Source organism: Paenibacillus sp. J31P316 (assembly GCF_056269105.1).
The window spans coordinates 717,741-736,418 of sequence record NZ_JBWDNI010000001.1 but is presented as its reverse complement, the minus strand read 5'-3'; the positions used below and the strand labels follow the sequence as shown (position 1 = coordinate 736,418).

Genomic DNA, 18,678 nt, shown 5'->3' with positions numbered 1-18,678 from the left:
AGGAGACGGTCATGAAGATGTCGGAATACGATTCGATTCGGCGCGAACTGGCGAAGGACGGCGGTTTGAGTTCGTATATCGTGGTCAAGCGGATGCTCGATATTGCCGGCGCGCTGCTGGGAATCGTGTTTCTGCTGCCGCTGTTCATGCTCATCGCGCTGCTGATCAAGCTGGAAGATCCGAAAGGATCGGTATTCTTCTACCAGACCCGAATAGGCAAAGACGAGAAGCCGTTCCGAATGTTCAAATTCCGCTCCATGGTATCGAACGCGGAAGAGAAGCTGAAAGACTTGATCAGCCAAAACGAGATTGAAGGCGCGATGTTCAAAATGAAGGACGATCCGCGCATCACGCGAGTCGGGAAATTCATCCGGAAAACGAGCATCGACGAGCTGCCGCAGCTGATCAATGTGTTGATCGGCGACATGTCGCTGGTCGGACCAAGGCCGCCGCTGCGCAGAGAAGTGGCGGAATATTCGGAATACGACAAACTTCGCTTGACCGTAACGTCGGGCTGCACGGGCCTCTGGCAAGTGAGCGGGCGCAATGCGCTTAGTTTCAAGCAAATGGTCGAGCTTGATTTGGAGTATATCCAGAACAGAAGCATTGCGGGGGATCTAAAGATCATCTTCAAAACATTCAAGCTCCTCATCGGGGCGAAGGATGCTTTTTAACGGAAGGGACGGGGATTGCAATGAAAAAAATCATGTTTATTACGAACCGGTTTCCCTTTCCGAATACGGACGGACGTAAAAATATGCTTCTGCAGTACATTCGGCAAATGAAGGAGATTTATCCCGACAGCGAACTCATCAACTTATCCTTCGTGGACGATGTCAAATACCTGAAGGATCGGCCGGACGAAATCGATCGGCTGGAATGTCTCGAGCTGCCGGGATTGGCCGAGAAATTGTTCAATGTCGCGCTGTATTCGCTGCTCCTCAGAAAATGGCCGCTTCAGGTATCCGTCTATTATTCCCGCAAAACGCACCGGAAAGTGAAAGCCATCATCAAGGCCGAACAGCCGGAATTTCTATTATACGACATGGTGCGGGTCGCGGAATATTTGTCGGACGAACAAGGCCGCAAGGTGCTCAGCTACGACGATCTGTTGTCGCTGCGCTACCAGCGGCAGCTCGAATGGTTTCAATACATTCCGTCGGTATTCGGAGGCTTCGCGAACAAACTGCCCGGCGGTTTGAAAAAGCTGGCGGATCTGAAGTTCATTCAGAAATGGCTGATTAATTTCGAAAGCAGGCTGCTTGCCAAGTACGAAAGGCGGGTGGCGGCACGCTTCCATCATCTCGTCTTCACCTCGCCGGTCGAAGCGGAAAGCTTCCAGAAGCTCACGCGTCACGAATCCTGCTACGGCATTCCGATGAAGTTCGAAACGGATCAACGCGCGAATATCGGGCCGCGGCGTTACGACCGCAACAAACTGGTATTCGTCGGGAAGATGGATATCCCGCACAACAGCTCCGCCGTCGCTTATTTCTGCGAAAAGGTATGGCCGACCATCAAAAGGCAGGCGCCGGATACGACCTTCTACATCGTCGGGAAAAATCCGACCGCCGAGGTGCTGCGCCTGCAAGAGACGCATCCCGGCGTCACCGTGACCGGGGAAGTGGACGACATGAAGCGGATCGTAGGCGATTCGGCGATGATGATCGCGCCGATGCTGTTCGGGACGGGCATTAAGACGAAGATCGTCGAGGCCATGTCCTGGGGCGTTCCGGTCGTGACCAATCAGATCGGCATCGAAGGCATCGACGCGAGTCATGGAGAGGACTTGTTCGTCTGCGAGTCGGACGAGGAGATCGTACGCAACGTGATGCTGCTCTTGAACAACGTAGAGATTAACAACAAAGTGTCGCGAAATTCGGTCCGTTATGTGGCCAGCCATTTCAGCAGTTCCGCTACGCTCAAGAACATGGAGCTGATTCTATCCTAACCACCTTTAAAGCGACGCCGGCGAAAGCAGCCATGGTTAGAAAGCTCATTATCGCGTTGTTCCTCTTCTCGGTCGCGCTGCTCTCGTACGACAGTTTGCCGTATTTCCACTTTTCGGTCTATCGTCCGCTATCGATGTTTTCGATGTTCGCCGCGTCGTTCCTGCTGCTCTTTACCGACTACCGGTTCAAGACGGGCGACTTCTTCCTGCTCGCCTTCGCGATGTACAGCGCCGGACACTCGCTGGCCGTATCCATCGGCTACGAGGACGTGGGAAGCAGCTTCAAGCATGTGATAACGCTGGTATTCGGCTTATCGATGTACCGAACGTCGGTGTATATTGCGCAGCAGACCAAAGAGGATCCCGCGCTTATCGGCTGGATCGCCAAAAGCGTGCTGGTCGCCTTCGTGCCGCCGATCGCCGCGGGTTTCCTGCAATTGCTGGACGCGTTGGTCGTCCACAGCGGATTCTCGGGAGCGTTCACCGGGCTTTTCTCGGAGAAGGTGTACAAGGGACGGATTCAAATGCTGTCGGGCGAGCCTTCATGGGCGGCCATCCACATGCTCAGCGGCGGACTCCTGATGCTGTTCCTGTTCAAGCAGGGGTACCGCCGGCAGCTGCCGCTCTTGATCGGCACCGCAGTGCTCGTCGTGTTGTCGTTCTCGGCATACGCGTACAGCGTCATTCTTACGGCGCTGCTGATCTACGTGCTCATTACGAGCAAGAACCGCGGGAAAATGCTGCTGGTGCTCGGCGTATGCGTGCTCGTCGTCGCGATCGGCGTGCCGTTCCTGCTTGAAGCGCTGCATGTCAGCGGCTATTTCACGGACCGGTTTCAATTTAATTTCAGCCATATGGTCAAGGCGGACAACTCGTTCTTCATCCGCGTCTTTTTCCCGGCCATCGGGTTCATTGAGTTCGCCCACCACCCGATCTTCGGCGTGGGAGGCGGCTTCTACTACAAGGATTTCGCAAGTCTCTTGCTCAAGCATTTCAGCGATGGACTCGCATTCAAGGAAGTGTCCGATCTCGTATTCAATCGTCCCGAAATGGCGACATCGCGGAACCTGCTGGCCAAAGTATTCGCCGAGGAAGGATTGATCGGCGCCATTCTGCTCATCGGCTTTATGGGATCGGTGCTGCGAAGCGCCGGAGCGAATCCGTACGCCAAATTCGCTTTTGCGCTGTGCGTATCGCTCGTCATGAATTTCGATTCCTATTCCTTCGTGAACTATTGGCTGTTAATCGGGTTCATCCGCGGCGGCTTCTTCGATGGATTGCCGGCCGTACGGGAAGTTGGAATGGATACGCAGCGCATGAAGGGAATGAAACGGATCGCATGAAAATCGTCATCGTAAACAGTCTTTATACGCCGCATATTATCGGCGGCGCCGAAATATCGACCCAAATCCTGGCGGAGACGCTCGCTTCGGCGGCGGAAGTCCACGTGCTGACGGTCGGTCCGCAAGGGCGAAGCGCCGGCGTGGAGTCGGAGTTCATTAACGGGGTAACCGTTCACCGCCTGCCTTACAACAATCTGTACTGGATCGGGGAGGGCAACAACGCCGGGACGCTGAAGAAAACGGGCCGGCGCCTTATCGACCTGTACAATCCGATGCAGATTCGCGCCGTTCGCCAGCTGCTGGCGCGGATCGAACCGGATCTGATCCACACCCAGAACTTGTCAGGGTTCGGCGCCGCGATTTGGACGGCCGCGAAACCGGGCGTGCCGATCGTGCATACGCTCCGGGATTATTCGCTGCTCTCGCCGGTCAGCTCCCCGATCGGAAACCCGGCGCTGGCGCGGATGTATCAGTGGAGCTCCCGCGGCGTCAGCAAGCGGGTGTCCGCGGTCGTCGGCATCTCTTCGCACATCCTGAAACGCCATACGGATGACGGGCTCTTTCCAAACGCGGCCAAGCTGGTCATTTCGAACGTCGTGGACGGCGATATCGCCGGCGCGGACAAGGAGTTCGACCGCAAGCCGCTTCGCATCGGCTATTTCGGAAGAATCGAGCCCGAGAAGGGCGTCCGCGAATTGGTCGAAGCGGTGCAGTCGCTCCCGCGCGAGATGGTGGAACACGTCATCATTTGCGGTGATGGAGGCTTCCGGCAGAAGCTGACGGAGCTTTGCGGCAGCGACGACCGTTTCCTGTTCACCGGCAAGGTCACGCCGAAGGAAGCGCGAAGCTTCATGGCGAAGGCCGACGTCACGTTCGTACCTTCCATCTGGGAGGAGCCGTTCGGGCGGGTCATCATCGAATCGTATCAAGTAGGCACGCCCGTCTACGCTTCGGCCGTCGGAGGCATACCGGACGCCGTCTGGAACCCGGCCGACTTCCTCTTCAAACCGGGGAGCGCGGATGCGATCAAGGAAAAAATCGTGGCGTTCCACGGCTTGCCCGGCGAAGAGAAGAGACGCATCCAAGCGGAATGCCTGAAGCATTGCAGCGGGTTTACGAAGGGATCGCTGCTGGATAAGCACCTGGATCTCTACGCGCGCATGACGAAATTGGGCAGCCCCGCATATGCCTTGACCGCCGTTGACGGGAGGTCGTGAAGATGGGTAAGCCGACCGTTTACATGTGGCCCAAGCAGAGCCCACATAACAAATACAGCGAGCTGCTGACGCGGTCGATCGAGCAAACCGGACTGCGGGTCGAGCACTACGACCAGAAGGCGGCCTTCAAGCCCCGTAGGGGAGACATCGTGCATCTGCACTGGCCGAGCAATTCGTATACGGCGTCCGCCTTTCCGCTGACGATCGTGAAATCGCTGTTCTTCGCCTTGCTGCTGCTGTTTTACAGAACGAAGGGCGTGCGGCTGTTCTGGACGGTCCACAACGTTTGGCCGCATGGCGGCAAGACGCGCTGGGACCTCCTGATGCGGAAATACATCTTGAACGTCTGCCATCGGGCTTTCGTCCTGAGCGAATCGGTCAAGGAGGAGGTCGCCTCCACGTTCGGCGTGAACGCAAGCAAGCTCGTGGTTACGCCGCATGGTCATTACGTGGATGCTTACTCCCGTAAGGGCACGGATATCCGCAAGCGTTTCGGCATCGCCCCGGACCGGTTCGTGTTTCTGTTCATCGGCCGGATCAACCCGTACAAAGGGGTCGATAAGCTCGTCGAAGCATTCTCGTCCCTGGGACACGACGGCTGCGAACTGCTCATCGCGGGTCAGGTCGACGCGGGGTACAGCCTCGATTTCGTTGACCGGACGGGCGACGGCAGGATCCGGATCTACCCGCAGTTCGTGGACGACCGCGAGCTTGCCGATTTCCTGGAAGCGGCGAACGTGATCGTCCTTCCTTACAAACAAATCACGACATCCGGGAGCGCTATTCTTGCGCTGTCCCATAAGAAGCCGGTCGTGGCGCCAAGACTGGGCGCTCTCGGCGAATACGTATCCGAAGGATGCGGCATTTTGTACGACCCGGAAGATCCGGACGGCTTGCGCAATGCCCTCCGTGCGTCCATGGACATGAACGCGAAGGAAACGGAGATACGCATCGCGGCCAAGCTCCGGGAATTGGATTGGGGACGGATAGCCGGCAAAATGATCCAGGTCTATACCGGTACGAAGAGGCACGAGGTGAACGCATGAAAGCAAGCATAGCGATTTGCACGCATAACCGGGCGGCGGACGTGAAAGAAGCGCTCGTCAGCTTGATGAAACAAAACTGCAGCGTCCCTTACGAGGTAATCGTGGTCGACAACCGTTCCACCGATCATACCCGGGCGGTCGTGGAAGAGTTCCAGAAGCTGGTCGAAGTCCCGATCGTCTACGTTTACGAAGAGCGGCTCGGCCTCTCCGTCGCGCGAAACCGCGCGATTCGCGAAGCCGCCGGCGAGTACGTGATGTTCCTGGACGACGATGCGATCGCGTCGGAAGAATGGATCCGCGGCATCGTCGCCTTGTTCGACAGCGATCCGCGCATCGGCTGCGTCGGCGGCAAGATCGAGCCGGCGTGGGAGGGAAGCGCCCCGCACTGGCTGCCCGAGGAGAACCGGACGCTGTACACGATTCTGGACTACGCGGACGAAATCGTGGAAATGCAGAAGCCGGATCTGCCGTTCGGCGCCAACGTGTCCTTCCGCAAGTCGGTCTTCGACACGATGGAACCGTTCAGAGAGGATCTTGGCCGGGTCGGCAGCAATTTGCTATCCAGCGAAGAATCCGAGCTCATCGGACGGATTCGTACCCGCTACTCGGTTTACTACACGCCTTATGCTTCCGTGCTGCACAAGATTCCCCGCAGCCGGATGAGCCGAAAGTGGCTGCTGCGACGCATTCACTGGCAGGGCGTCAGCAGCGCGGTATCTTCGCAGAAGAAGGCGGGAATCTTCCTGAAATCGCTCGTGAAGATGCCGCTGTTCGCACTGCTTACGATCGTATTCGCCTACGACAAACGGAAGATTTTCCGCAACGTCAGCAAAATTTGGTACAGCAACGGACAGCTCCGCGGCGTGCTGAAAATGTATCCATGAAAAGAAAATGCGGTTTAAGGATGACGAACACATGATGAATCTGCAAGCCGTCAAGAAAAGGCTGACCGGGGGCGGAGCGTTCCAAACGATTCTGCATACGAGCGCCGCCAACCTGCTGATTATGATCTTAAGCACCTTGACCTCCATCGTGACGGCGCGCTTGTTCGGGGTCGTGGGAAAAGGAGAACTCTCGGCGATCTTGTTCTGGCCGACTTTGCTGTCGGGTCTCGTCAGCTTCGGCCTTCCGACCTCGCTCATTTTCAATATGAGGATGAATTCGGGCCAAGCGACCGAATACGTACGGGCAGGGTTTCTGTTCCAGATTCCCGTCAGCCTAATCGTCGGCATCGCGGCCTGGATCTATCTCCCCGTGTGGCTCGGGCAATATTCGGACGCCGTGGTCGAGATCGCCAGATGGTATACCGTGCTGACGCTGCCGATGCTGCTTGCCGTCAATTTGCTGGCGGCGTTGACGCAAAGCATGGATAAATTCAGCCTGTACAACGGACTCCGGCTGTACGTTCCGCTGAGCAACCTGGCCGGGCTGCTGATCCTCTGGGGATTCGGCAAATTGACGGTCTCCTACGCGTCGTTCGCGTATTGCGCCACCAGCTTGATGGTCATCGTCTGGTCGCTGTACAAGCTGCGCCGCGAAATGAGCTTCAACTGGGTCAAGCGCATGGACCGCCTGGTATTCAAGGCATTGTTCGGCTACGGGGGAAGGGTGTTCGGCGTCGAGCTGCTCGGCACGCTGTACGGGCAGTGCGACAAATTAATCATCCTGTCGCTGCTGCGGCCGAAGGATTTCGGTCTGTACACGGTCGTCTATACGCTATCCCGCGTGTTCAATGTCGTGCAAATGGCGATCTCGAACGTGATTTTCCCGAAGGTCACGGGCATGGACAAGGACAAGGTCATCGCGACGGTCGGCAGGGCGTTTCGGCTCTCGTTCCTGCTGATGACGGCGGCGGTCATCCCGGGCATGATCATCGGCAAGTTCCTCCTGGGCCTCCTGTTCGGGGCACAGTTTCTGGAAGCCGGCAACGCGTTCTATCTGCTCTCCCTCGAATGCATTCTTGGCGGGGGGTCGTGGATTCTCGCCTCGTCCTTCAACGCCATGGGCCGTCCCGGACTGGTGGTGATCCGGCAGGCCGTCGCGCTTGCGATCACGGTCGGATTGTTCTTCGTCTTCACGCCGCTGTACGGGCTGACCGGCATCGCGTTCGCCCTGCTGCTCGGCGCGGTCATCCGGATCGTCATTACGATCGCGGCGATGCGGGTGGTGTTCAAGGTAAGGATCGGCGCCATTCTGTTTGACAAAGACGACTTCCGCTTTCTGTTCAAGCGGTTAACGCGCAGCATGCCATCTTAGCGAACGAAAGGAAACGACGTGAAAAACATGCTTGCGGCCGAAGGGCCCGGAATAAACAAACGAAAGCGACGCGTCAAGGATTACGCGAAATACGGCTATCGTATCCTGCTCGGACTGCTGTTCAGGCGGAAGGTCGACCAATGCGGGAAGCTGCTGCGGGTCGCCGGCGGCGTGACGGTCTCGAAGGCCAAGCATGCCAAGCTGATTCTCGGCGACAACGTGTTGCTGTTTCGGAATACCGGCTTTTACCTCGATTCCAATGAAGCGGTCATCGAAATCGGCGACCATACCTTCATTAACCGAAGAACCGAGATCATCTGCAAGAAGCACGTGAAAATCGGAAGCCACTGCGCCATTTCTTGGGACGTTGCCATCATGGACACCGATACGCACCGCATCGAAGGGATGACGGAAACGAAGCCGACCATTATCGGCGACCATGTGTGGATCGGCAGCAAGGCGATTATTCTCAAAGGCGTAACGATCGGCAAGGGCGCCGTCGTGGCGGCCGGATCGGTCGTATCGAAGGACGTGCCCGCCTACGCGCTTGTCGCCGGAGTCCCGGCAAAACCGATCAAAGAGAACGTAAGCTGGCATATTTGACGGGCTCGGACCCGGAAGAGAGAAGAAATGCCCACAGGAGAAGGAGACGGATTGATGGAAACCGCACAGTTCGCTCATCCGATGGATGAGCTCAAAAACCGGCTACGGCACATCTTGAGCGTGATCCCGCCCCATTCCAAAATTTATTACATCGATTATCCAGTGCACGGCAACGGCGGGGATCTGCTCATCATGAAAGGAACCGAAGTGTTTTTCAAGGATCATCACATCCACGTGCAGGGCCGTTACAGCGTATTGGACTTTCCGAACGGCCTGGCCATTCCGAAGGACCATATCATCGTGCTGCACGGCGGCGGCAACTTCGGCGATTTGTATCCGGCGCATCAGAAGCTGCGCGAGAAGATCGTGGCCGACTATCCCGGACATCGCGTGGTGATGCTGCCGCAGACGATCTTCTACAAGAACGAGGCCGAATTCGAGAAGACGGCGGCGGTGTTCAACCGGCACAAGGACCTGCACCTTTACGTGCGCGATACCTTGTCGCAGGAGATGGCGATGGTCAAGTTTACGACGTGCAACGTCTATCTGTCTCCGGACATGGCGCACCAGCTCTGGCCGATACGCAGCAAGAACATGCCGGACAAGGAGCTCCTCTGCTTCCTCCGCACCGACATCGAGAAGACGGAAGAGCAGGAGCGGCTGGAAGCCTCCGGACAAGGCGATTACTTGGACTGGGCGACGCTCTTCAACGGGGTCGAGCATAAATCGATCCGCGTGTTCAATAAGATGCTGCAGAAGGGCAGCGGCAAACTTCCGCTGAGCAAATTCTGGGGGAAGTACACCGACTATCTCGTGAACAAGGCGGTCAGCCGGTTCGGCAACTATAAAACGATACAGACGTCAAGGCTGCACGGCCATATTCTCTCCTGCCTCATGGACAAGCCGAACATCCTGCTGGACAACTCTTACGGCAAGAACGCCAGCTACTATCGCACTTGGACCGGAGGCATCGCGTCGGCGACATTGATGGCGGATCCCTCGGGTAAATAGAATGGAGGAATCGTATGAAAATCGTATTGCTTTCCGGCGGATCCGGCAAGAGACTGTGGCCGCTGTCGAACGACTCCCGTTCCAAACAGTTTCTGAAAATCCTTAAGAACGACGATGGAAAGCTGGAATCCATGATTCAACGGGTTTGGGGGCAGCTGGAAGAAGCCGATTTGCAAAATCATGCTTACGTGGCCACCAGCAAGTCGCAGGTCGAAATGATCTACAGTCAGCTGGGCAGCGACATCAACCTGATCGTCGAACCGGAACGAAGGGACACGTTTCCCGCCATCGCGCTCGCGGCCACGTACTTGTATTCGATCGAAAGCGTGAATTTGAACGAAACGATCGTCGTCATGCCTGTCGATCCGTACGTCGAGATCTCGTTCTTCCAAGCGCTGAAGCGGCTGGAGCACGTGCTGGACCATTCCGATGCCGATCTCGCGCTCATGGGCGTGAAGCCGACTTATCCGTCGGAGAAATACGGTTACATCATTCCGAAAGAGGAAGCCGGAGCCGATCGGCCTTTCGTCGACGTGCACAGCTTCCGAGAGAAGCCCGTCAAGGAAGAAGCGGAAGCGATGATTCGCCAATCCGCGCTATGGAACTGCGGCGTGTTCGCGTTCAAGCTGGATTTTCTCATTACGATCCTGATCGCGAACGAACTGCCGATCCAATACGAAGAAATGTTGAAACAATACGATAAACTTCCTAAAATCAGCTTCGATTACGAAGTGGTGGAACGCGCGAACCGCGTCGCGGCCGTCCAATACGACGGGCCTTGGAAGGACTTGGGCACGTGGAACACGCTGACCGAAGAAATCGAGACTCCGCTGATCGGCAAAGGCATCATTACGGAAGGCTCGCTCAATACGCATGTCATCAACGAGCTGGATATTCCGATTACGCTGATGGGCCTGTCCGACGTCATCGTGGCGGCGAGCCCCGACGGCATTCTGGTCGCGGACAAAGCGGCGAGCCCGCAAATCAAGGAAGTCATGAAGCATTCGGATCAGCGCCCGATGTACGAAGAGCGGCGCTGGGGCCGATACCGCGTGCTGGATTACATGCGCTTCCCGGACGGCCGGGAGGTGCTTACGAAACGGATCTTCATCACGTCCGGCAAAAACCTGAGCTACCAGTACCACAGCCTGAGGGACGAGGTCTGGACCGTCGTCGCCGGAAACGGGGACATGATCTTGAACGAGCACCGCTTCTCCGTCAAGGTAGGCGACGTTATCTCGATTCCGAAAGAGAACAAGCACAGCATTCGGGCGGAAGCGGATATCGAGATCATCGAGGTCCAAACCGGATCGCAGCTCATCGAAGAGGACATCGTCCGGCTCGAGCTGGATTGGAGCGAAATCGTTCAATTGTGCCGTGTATAGAGAACAAGGCTTACGGCGTTTTCTGAAAAACGCCAAGCTAATGCTTACGATGCCGCGTTTTGCTCCGCAAAACGCCAAGCTAATGCTTACGATGCCGCGTTTTGCTCCGCAAAACGCCAAGCTTATGCTTACGATGCCGCGTTTTGCTCCGCAAAACGCTTTAGGAGCTGAAGAGAATGAACATCACAGTCATCGGCACCGGTTATGTCGGTCTCGTGTCGGGAATCTGCTACGCGGAGCTCGGCCATCGGGTCGTCTGCGTCGATAAAGACCGGGCGAAAGTCGAGACCTTGCAGAACGGGGGCATTCCGATTTACGAACCCGGCTTGCAGGAGCTTTCGGTCAAGAATTCGGCTGCCGGAAGGCTGCGCTATACGGTCGATCTGCGCGAAGCGGTCGAGCAGTCGGAGATCGTCATCATCGCGGTCGGCACGCCTTCGCTCCCGAACGGCGAAGCGAACCTGTCCTATATCGACCAGGCGGCCATCGAAATCGCGCAGGCGATGAACGGGCATAAAATCATCGCCGTTAAAAGCACCGTGCCCGTGGGCACGAACGAGCGCGTGGGCAATCTGATCCGGAGCCGGACGAGCGAGCGGTTCGACAGCATTTCGCTGCCGGAGTTTCTGCGGGAAGGATCTGCCGTGCAGGATACGATGCACCCCGACCGGATCGTGATCGGCGCCGATTCCGAGAGCGCCGCCGAGATCCTCGTGCAGCTGCACCGTCCGTTGACGGAGCACATCGTCGTGACGGACATCCGCAGCGCGGAGATGCTGAAATACGCGTCGAACGCGTTCCTGGCGACGAAAATCTCGTTCATCAACGAGATCGCGAACATTTGCGAGAAGGTCGGCGCCGACGTCACCCTTGTCGCGGAAGGCATGGGCTACGACAAACGGATCGGCCACGCGTTTCTGAAAGCGGGGATCGGCTACGGCGGTTCCTGCTTCCCGAAGGACACGCGGGCGCTGATCCAAATCGCGGGCCACGTCGATTACGAGTTCAAACTGCTGCGCGCTGTCGTCGAAGTCAACCAGGATCAGCGGATGAGCGTCATTCGGAAGCTGGAGTCGATCTTCGACGGGGAGCTGCAGGGGAAGACGATTGCCGTCTGGGGATTGGCCTTCAAGCCGAATACCGACGACGTCCGGGAATCGCCGGCTTTGGAAATCATCCAATATTTGATCCGCACCGGCGCGCACGTGAAAGCGTACGATCCGATCGCGATGCGAAACTTCCGCAGCATCTACGGGGACAACGGCGTGATGTGGTGCGACGATGCCTTGGAGGCCGCGACCGGCGCGGACGCGCTGTGCCTGCTGACCGAGTGGGACGAATTCGTGCATGCGGACCTTAAGCAGCTGCAATCGATTCTGAGAAAGCCGATACTGATCGACGGACGGAACGTTTTCAAAGAAGCCGATTTGGCTGAAACATCTTTCGTTTACTATTCGATCGGCCGCCCGCGCTTGAACCAGGGGGTCAAGGAGGAAATGTCGGCCCTGATCGATTAGAGGGGCAAAAGGAGAAAAAATCGTGAAAAAGAAATTGGTGTGCCTGTCGGCATTGGGCATCATCGCCGGGATCATACCGGCGCATGTGCTCGGAGACGCCATTCCGCCCGCCTATGAAATCGAAGTCGATTCGCTCGCCAATTGGAACGGGGTGTACCGGCATTCGGATACGCTTAAGCTGCAAAGCCTTCCGGGCGATAAGCTCGATTCGACGCGGATGATGCCAAGCGGCGCTGCCGGGGAATACGCGATCTACCGGACGGCGGACAAAAGCTTCCTTCGCTCGTTCTCGATTTACGCGTATTACGCAACCGGACAGAAATACAGCCATCCGACCTTTTCGGTTTCAAGCGACGGCAAGGCATACAGGGAGATCACGCCGGACATTCACGAGAGCGGCGGGAATACCGTCGAATACGTGTCAAGAAGCTTTCCGGGAAGCACGAAATACTTGAAAATCACCTTCCCGGGAGGGGGCGCGAACCCTTCTTCGTCCATCGGGAAAGTCGTGCTGAACGGACCAACGACCGTGGACGCGAGCGTCCCGTCGGGAACGGTGCCCTACGGCCGGATGATCATGCTGAACCGGGCGGAAGCGGGCGAGACGGTCTATTACACGACCGACGGCAGCGACCCGCGCAGCTCGAAGACGCGCAAGCACTACTTCTCGCCGATACCGGTTCTCGGCAATATGACGCTGAAGACCACCGCCGTCAACCATTCGGGAACGGGAAAGTCGGCGGCCAGCATCGTCTCGACCTATCGGTATACGCCGGTAGAATCGGCCGCGGCGCCTGTCGGCATGATCGACAACCTTGATAACTTCAATGAGGCTGCCAGCCGTTCCAATATGTATTTGGCGAAGAACGACCCCGGATACTTCGATAACGACGGCGGCCGAATCGCGCGCACCGCGATGGGACCGGGCTATATCGTTTACCGGACGGATTACGATATTCGTTCCTTCACGGTCTACGGCAGCTTCTTTACGGGCGTACCGGTCGAGGACCAGCGGTTTTTCGCTTCGACGGACGGCAAGCAGTATAAGGAGATTTCCGCTTCCGCGGAAACGGCCGGCTACTCGCAAAGCAATTGGCAGCCCTATGCCTTCGAGGCTTCGGCATTGCCCGCGCGAACGCGGTATTTGAAAATCATGCTGAACGGATCGGCTAATTCCTGGTCGCCTCAAGTGTCGAAGGTCGTGATCAATCAAAACACGGCCTCCGTCAAGCTGGCTTCGACGCAGAGCGGCGGTACGTCCAAGGCCGAGCTGTCGACCGAGACGCAAGGAGCGCGAATCTATTACCGGTTGAACAAGGGACCCGATTTCCTGCCTTACCAGGCGCCGCTCGATCTCGCCGGTTACAACGTCGTGGAGGCGTACGCGGTGAAGGACGGTTTGTTCCCAAGCCCGATTCGGAAATTCTCGCTTAACGCCGGCTTCGAAATCGTAGTCGACAAATACGGCCAGATGAAGAAAGCGAGCTTCGCCGATAAGGTATTGAGCGACAAGCAATTGGCCGATGTCGCTAGCAGTGACGAAGCGTATTACGACAACGTCAGCGCGCCTTCCGACCGCGACGATTACGGCGGACTTGCCGGCAGCGCGGCAAAATACGGCCTGAAGGCGACAGGATATTTCGCGGTCCAGCAGCTGGACGGACGCAAAGTCATGACCGCGCCGAACGGCGATCTCTATTTCAGCCTTGCGGTGAACGGCGTTACGGCCAACGAAACGTATACGAAGGTAGCGGGACGGGAGCAGAAGTTCGAATCCATTCCTTCGTTCGATGGCGAGTACAAGAAAGCCTTCATCGGGAAGGACAATTTCTCCTTCTACATGGCCAACGTCTACCGTAAGACCGGCACGTTCCCGACCGAGCACTCCATCTACATGGAAGCGGTCGAGAGGTTAAAGAAGTGGGGGTTCAACGGCGTCGGCAGCTATTCGCCCGTGAAGTACGGCGAAGAGGGCAAAATGCCGTACGTGCGGATGCTCCCGCTGAGTTCGATGAGCTGGGCCAAGCTGAACGGCATCTCGATCTTCGACATCTTCGCGCCGAATGCCGAAGCGAAGATCGACGACGCGTTCCGGAAGGCGCTGACGCCGAATAAGGATGACCGGATGCTGATCGGGTACTTCATCGACAACGAGTACGATTTTCACAAGTTCTACACCAACGTGCCGAAGCTGAAGGCGAGCTCGGCTGCCATCAAAGGGAAGCTGGTCCAGCGGATGCGCGACAAGTATCAGACCATCGACAAATATAACGCCGCCTGGGGCACGAAGTTCGACTCGTTCGACGATTTGAACGAGGCCGATATGCCTGTCAAAACGTCGGCGTCCTGGCGCGACATGGACGACTTCTACGCGTACTACCTGGATACGTTCTTCGGGACCGTCTCGCGAATCTACCGCAAATACGATCCCAATCATCTGCTTCTCGGCGACCGCTGGATCACGACGACCCTCCACAACGAGAAGTACCGGGAGCCGCTTGCCGAGACGGAAGGCAAATACGTGGACGTCATCAGCATCAATTATTACAGCTACAAAATCGAGACGGACCTGCTGCAGGATGTCTACGACAAGTCGGGCGGCAAACCGATCCTGTTCAGCGAGTTCGGTTACGGCACCTCCGAACAGGGATTGAATCCGCTACTTCCGAATTCGGCGTCGAATCAATTCCAGCGAGGGATGCGTTACCGGAATTACGTGGAAGGCGTCGCCACGCTGCCTTACGTCGTCGGCGCGCACCTGTTCAATTACGTCGACCAGGCCGGCCTCGGCAGGTATTGGCAGGGAGAATGGGGCGAGCATTACAACTCCGGGCTCGTCAACGTCGCCGACCGGCCATACAAGGATTACTTGACGGGCATCAAGGCTACGAACGACGATATTTACAAGCTGATGCTCAAGGAACGGCCTAAATTCTACTACGACTTCAACAAAGGGTGAACTGCTTTGGTCGATTCGAACGGCAACAATCTTGTGTTTCTGCTCTGCACGCCCAGAAGCGGAAGCTCCTTGGCGACGGTGATGCTGCAAAATCACAGCAAAATGTTCGCCACGCAGGAAATGTGGTTTCTGATGAGCCTCTACGATCTGCGGTCGCCGCAGCGCAGGGCTTACGGGGGAACCGGCATTCTCAGCCAGTTCTACAACGGCATCCTGCCGCAGGACACCTTCGAGGAAGCGAGCCGGATGTTCGCGCTTCAGGCTTACAACGGCTTGCTGCAGAGCAGCTCAGGAGCGGAGCTGGTCATCGACAAGTCGCCCCGGTACTATTATCTGCTTGAATTCCTGGACGCGCTGTTCCCGCAATCCAGACGAATCTGGCTCATCCGGAACCCGTTCGCGGTCCTCGCCTCGAACAAGAAAGTGAACCAGCAGAGGGGTTCGGGCTTCAATCTGGGGGGAAGCCTCCGCCACCCGGACTTCGATATGAAAATCGCGGACCTGACCGTCGGGCTGTTCCGGTATTATCATTACTTTGCCGGAGACAACCCGTACGCGCATCGGCTTCATTACGAGAAACTGGTGGCGGATCCGAGAACGGAATTAACCGAGGTTTGCCGGTTTCTCGGCATCGCGTACGAAGAGGGCATGGAGACGTACGGCAATTTCATGAACTCCGCCAAGTCCGACCTCTACTTCAGCATGGGCGTAGGCGATCCTTTCGTGGCGAACCATAAGGAGCCCAATCGGGAATCCCTCCACATCTGGAAGGACGTGCTGGACAAGCCGGAGATCGAACTGTACGGCCGCACGCTCGGGGCGCGGATCTTCCGCGAGCTCGGCTACGCCGAAGAGCTGGAGGAAGCCGAGAAGCTGACGGGCGTGCGTTTCGAGAATGAGCCGGACGCGGAGCTGATCGCGCTGCGGACCAAGCAATTGGCAGAGGCGACCGGCTGCAGATGGGAAGACGGGTACGCGCTGAAGTCCGCCGCCGCTCCGGGAAGCGGGGCCGCGCCAGCGGCGGCACCGGCCGCGGGGTCTGACGGGCAGCACGGGGATGCGATTCGGCTGCAGATGACCGTGCGCGCGCTCGAGAAGCGCCTGGAGCTCGGCGCCATGGAGCAGCGGCGGCTGAAAGCGCAGCTTGACGCCACGAACAGAAAAATCGATCGCTTGAAGTCGCTCGTCCCCTTCGGCAGCCGGCTGTCTTCCTTGGCGTCGGCCTTGTTGACCGGCGACGGGAGGAAGAAATGAGCGCCATCGCCGGCATGCTCCGTTTCGACGGGCAGCCTGCGGAAGGCGGCGGCATGATGAAGGCGATGGAACGCTATGATGCCGACGACGCTCGGACATGGACGGACGGCCCCGTGTTTCTGGGCTGCCGTTCCAAATGGATCACGCCCGAGTCCGTGCACGAACGGCTGCCCTATTACGATGCGGAACGCCGGCTCGCGATCGCTTCGGACGCGATGCTCGACAACCGCGCGGAGTTGTTCGCCCTGCTGCAGGTTCAGCCCGCCAGCCGCGCCGGCATGACCGACAGCGAGCTCATTCTGCTCGCATACCGCAAATGGGGACGCGGGGCGCCGGAATACCTGATCGGCGATTTCGCCTTCGTCATTTGGGACGAAGCGAATCGACAGCTCTTCGGCGCAAGGGACCTGTTCGGTCATCGCTGCCTGTATTATCTCAGCGATGACCGGCGGTTTGCCTTCGGCACGACGATGGCCCCGCTGTTCGCGCTGCCGGGCGTGGCGAAGGAGCTGAACGAATCCTGGCTCGCGGAATTCATGGCGATTCCGGAAATGTACGAATCGACGGACGCCGGTTCCACGCCGTACCGGAATATTCATCAAGTACCTCCGGCGCACGCGTTCGTCGTCTCGGAAGGCCGACTATCGCTTGTCGGTTACGGCTCGCTCGAACCGAAGGAGATGCTGCGGTTGAAATCGGACGGCGAGTACGAGGAGGCGTTCCGGGACGTGTTCGGGGAAGCGGTGAAGTCGCGGATCCGAACGCACCGCCAAGTGGCGGCGACGTTAAGCGGCGGACTCGACTCGGGAGCCGTGGCCAGCTTCGCGGCCCGCGCGCTGCGGGAAGAGGGGAAGCAGCTGCATACGTACAGTTACGTCCCGACAGGCGATTTTACCGACTGGACGCCCGCGAGCTCGACGGCCGACGAAAGCCGGTTCATGAAAGCGACGGCCCTCCATGCCGGAAACATCTCGGAAGCGTACATGGATTTCGCGGGCGTGACCCCGATGTCCCAGGTGGACGAGTGGCTGGATATCCTCGAGACGCCGTATAAGTTTTTCGAGAATTCGTTCTGGCTGAAAGGGATGCACGAGCAAGCCGGACAACAGGGCGCGGGCGTCCTGCTCACCGGGGCGCGAGGAAACTTCACGGTCTCGTGGGGACCGGCGATCTACTATTACGCGCTGCTGCTCCGCAAGATGAAATGGCTGCAGTTCATGCGGGAGTTCCGGCAATACAGGGCCAACAAAGGAATTGCGGGCTCGCGGCTGCTGTCCATCATCTGCAAGGAAGCTTTCCCCGTCCTTGCGAAGCGATCGGCCGCTGCCGCGGACAACGGACCGGACATTCCGACGATGCTGATCCATCCCGATTTTGCCAGGAGGACCGACGTGTTCGCCAAGCTTCGGGACAGCGGGATCGGCGCTTCGATCCACGATCCGCTGGAGGTCCGGAAGGAGAAGCTGCAAAGCTTGGCGGTCGCGAACAAGAACGGCGCCTCGGCGACGAAACTGTCCTTGCGCTACGGCGTATGGGAGCGCGATCCCACCTGCGACCCCAGGGTCGTCCGCTTCTGCTTCTCGGTGCCGGTGGAGCAGTATGTCGGGGGCGGCCTCGACCGCGCGCTGATCCGAAGGGCGACGAAGCATTATCTGCCCGACGAAGTGCGGCTGAACCAACGCGTTCGGGGCATCCAGGGAGCCGATTGGGTACACCGCATCATCCCGGTCTGGAAACCGCTCGAGCACGAGCTGCTGCAGCTTTGCGCGGACCCCGTCGCGGAGCAGTATCTCCATGTCGGCCGGATCAAGGAAGCCGTGGCGCAGTTCGGCGGGGAACCTCGTCCGGAGCATGCGTTCCGTCCGGAGCTGCGCATGCTGATGCGGAGCCTGATCATTTACCGGTTCCTGAAACGGCTGCCTTGAAACGTAAATTACTGAAGGGAGGTGAAAAAACATGACAAACGCGAAAAAAGAATGGGCGGTTCCGACGCTGGAATCCCTCGAAGTAAGCGAAACGATGTATGGCAAAGGCAATACGACAATCGACTTCGTTACGACGGACGATATGGACATCTACAACCCTAGCTAGGCCTCTTCTCCTCCATATAATAATTCCTTCCAATTGTCCTTGTAT

At 57.8% G+C, this 18,678-nt stretch carries 15 protein-coding genes; all 15 read left to right on the top strand.

What is annotated here, in order from left to right; genetic code table 11:
* The first annotated feature begins 17 nt into the window (after positions 1 to 17).
* The 15 genes from AC0YNU_RS03125 (at position 18) to AC0YNU_RS03055 (ending at position 18,633) form a co-directional block, all read left to right on the top strand.
* Complete coding sequence (locus AC0YNU_RS03125) at positions 18 to 674, top strand: sugar transferase (RefSeq protein WP_475753949.1); 657 nt, start codon at positions 18 to 20, stop codon at positions 672 to 674.
* 20 nt (positions 675 to 694) lie between these two features.
* Positions 695 to 1,951: a glycosyltransferase family 4 protein gene (locus tag AC0YNU_RS03120; protein ID WP_475753011.1), complete on the top strand. Its 1,257-nt coding sequence runs from the start codon at positions 695 to 697 to the stop codon at positions 1,949 to 1,951.
* Between the two features lie 32 nt (positions 1,952 to 1,983).
* On the top strand, positions 1,984 to 3,294 hold the full coding sequence (locus tag AC0YNU_RS03115) for an O-antigen ligase family protein (protein WP_475753009.1): 1,311 nt from the start codon (positions 1,984 to 1,986) through the stop codon (positions 3,292 to 3,294).
* Entirely contained in the window at positions 3,291 to 4,511 is a 1,221-nt protein-coding gene (locus tag AC0YNU_RS03110; protein ID WP_475753007.1) for a glycosyltransferase family 4 protein, read from the top strand. Before AC0YNU_RS03115 ends, AC0YNU_RS03110 begins: the two co-directional genes overlap by 4 nt.
* Before the next feature lie 2 nt (positions 4,512 to 4,513).
* Entirely contained in the window at positions 4,514 to 5,557 is a 1,044-nt protein-coding gene (locus AC0YNU_RS03105; RefSeq protein WP_475753005.1) for a glycosyltransferase family 4 protein, read from the top strand.
* A complete protein-coding gene (locus AC0YNU_RS03100; RefSeq protein ID WP_475753003.1) occupies positions 5,554 to 6,441 on the top strand; it encodes a glycosyltransferase in 888 nt (295 codons plus the stop codon). The genes AC0YNU_RS03105 and AC0YNU_RS03100 overlap by 4 nt, the downstream gene beginning before the upstream one ends.
* A 31-nt stretch (positions 6,442 to 6,472) precedes the next feature.
* The gene (locus tag AC0YNU_RS03095; RefSeq protein WP_475753001.1) at positions 6,473 to 7,813 is read left to right on the top strand and encodes an oligosaccharide flippase family protein; all 1,341 of its coding nucleotides are present in this window, start codon (positions 6,473 to 6,475) and stop codon (positions 7,811 to 7,813) included.
* A 27-nt stretch (positions 7,814 to 7,840) separates the two neighbouring features.
* Complete coding sequence (locus tag AC0YNU_RS03090; protein WP_475753947.1) at positions 7,841 to 8,416, top strand: acyltransferase; 576 nt, start codon at positions 7,841 to 7,843, stop codon at positions 8,414 to 8,416.
* Between the two features lie 54 nt (positions 8,417 to 8,470).
* Positions 8,471 to 9,427, top strand: a complete 957-nt coding sequence (locus AC0YNU_RS03085) for a polysaccharide pyruvyl transferase family protein (RefSeq protein WP_475752999.1) — start codon at positions 8,471 to 8,473, stop codon at positions 9,425 to 9,427.
* 14 nt (positions 9,428 to 9,441) lie between these two features.
* Positions 9,442 to 10,812 (top strand): sugar phosphate nucleotidyltransferase, encoded by a 1,371-nt coding sequence (locus AC0YNU_RS03080; RefSeq protein WP_475752997.1) that lies wholly within the window; start codon positions 9,442 to 9,444, stop codon positions 10,810 to 10,812.
* 176 nt (positions 10,813 to 10,988) lie between these two features.
* The gene (locus tag AC0YNU_RS03075) at positions 10,989 to 12,329 is read left to right on the top strand and encodes a UDP-glucose dehydrogenase family protein (protein WP_475752995.1); all 1,341 of its coding nucleotides are present in this window, start codon (positions 10,989 to 10,991) and stop codon (positions 12,327 to 12,329) included.
* A gap of 22 nt (positions 12,330 to 12,351) precedes the next feature.
* Positions 12,352 to 15,288: a chitobiase/beta-hexosaminidase C-terminal domain-containing protein gene (locus AC0YNU_RS03070; RefSeq protein WP_475752993.1), complete on the top strand. Its 2,937-nt coding sequence runs from the start codon at positions 12,352 to 12,354 to the stop codon at positions 15,286 to 15,288.
* Between the two features lie 6 nt (positions 15,289 to 15,294).
* A complete protein-coding gene (locus AC0YNU_RS03065) occupies positions 15,295 to 16,542 on the top strand; it encodes a sulfotransferase family protein (protein ID WP_475752991.1) in 1,248 nt (415 codons plus the stop codon).
* The gene (locus tag AC0YNU_RS03060) at positions 16,539 to 18,467 is read left to right on the top strand and encodes an asparagine synthase-related protein (protein ID WP_475752989.1); all 1,929 of its coding nucleotides are present in this window, start codon (positions 16,539 to 16,541) and stop codon (positions 18,465 to 18,467) included. Before AC0YNU_RS03065 ends, AC0YNU_RS03060 begins: the two co-directional genes overlap by 4 nt.
* A gap of 31 nt (positions 18,468 to 18,498) precedes the next feature.
* Positions 18,499 to 18,633 (top strand): paeninodin family lasso peptide, encoded by a 135-nt coding sequence (locus AC0YNU_RS03055; protein ID WP_475752987.1) that lies wholly within the window; start codon positions 18,499 to 18,501, stop codon positions 18,631 to 18,633.
* Positions 18,634 to 18,678: the final 45 nt, after the last annotated feature.

Excerpts from the sequence above, each read along its gene's own strand:
- AC0YNU_RS03085 (WP_475752999.1), top strand. The coding sequence starts at position 8,471 with ATGGAAACCGCACAGTTCGCTCATCCGATGGATGAGCTCAAAAACCGG.
- AC0YNU_RS03060 (WP_475752989.1), top strand. The coding sequence starts at position 16,539 with ATGAGCGCCATCGCCGGCATGCTCCGTTTCGACGGGCAGCCTGCGGAA.
- AC0YNU_RS03075 (WP_475752995.1), top strand. The coding sequence starts at position 10,989 with ATGAACATCACAGTCATCGGCACCGGTTATGTCGGTCTCGTGTCGGGA.
- AC0YNU_RS03080 (WP_475752997.1), top strand. The coding sequence starts at position 9,442 with ATGAAAATCGTATTGCTTTCCGGCGGATCCGGCAAGAGACTGTGGCCG.
- AC0YNU_RS03115 (WP_475753009.1), top strand. The coding sequence starts at position 1,984 with ATGGTTAGAAAGCTCATTATCGCGTTGTTCCTCTTCTCGGTCGCGCTG.
- AC0YNU_RS03095 (WP_475753001.1), top strand. The coding sequence starts at position 6,473 with ATGATGAATCTGCAAGCCGTCAAGAAAAGGCTGACCGGGGGCGGAGCG.
- AC0YNU_RS03090 (WP_475753947.1), top strand. The coding sequence starts at position 7,841 with ATGCTTGCGGCCGAAGGGCCCGGAATAAACAAACGAAAGCGACGCGTC.
- AC0YNU_RS03100 (WP_475753003.1), top strand. The coding sequence starts at position 5,554 with ATGAAAGCAAGCATAGCGATTTGCACGCATAACCGGGCGGCGGACGTG.
- AC0YNU_RS03105 (WP_475753005.1), top strand. The coding sequence starts at position 4,514 with ATGGGTAAGCCGACCGTTTACATGTGGCCCAAGCAGAGCCCACATAAC.
- AC0YNU_RS03125 (WP_475753949.1), top strand. The coding sequence starts at position 18 with ATGTCGGAATACGATTCGATTCGGCGCGAACTGGCGAAGGACGGCGGT.
- AC0YNU_RS03110 (WP_475753007.1), top strand. The coding sequence starts at position 3,291 with ATGAAAATCGTCATCGTAAACAGTCTTTATACGCCGCATATTATCGGC.
- AC0YNU_RS03055 (WP_475752987.1), top strand. The coding sequence starts at position 18,499 with ATGACAAACGCGAAAAAAGAATGGGCGGTTCCGACGCTGGAATCCCTC.
- AC0YNU_RS03120 (WP_475753011.1), top strand. The coding sequence starts at position 695 with ATGAAAAAAATCATGTTTATTACGAACCGGTTTCCCTTTCCGAATACG.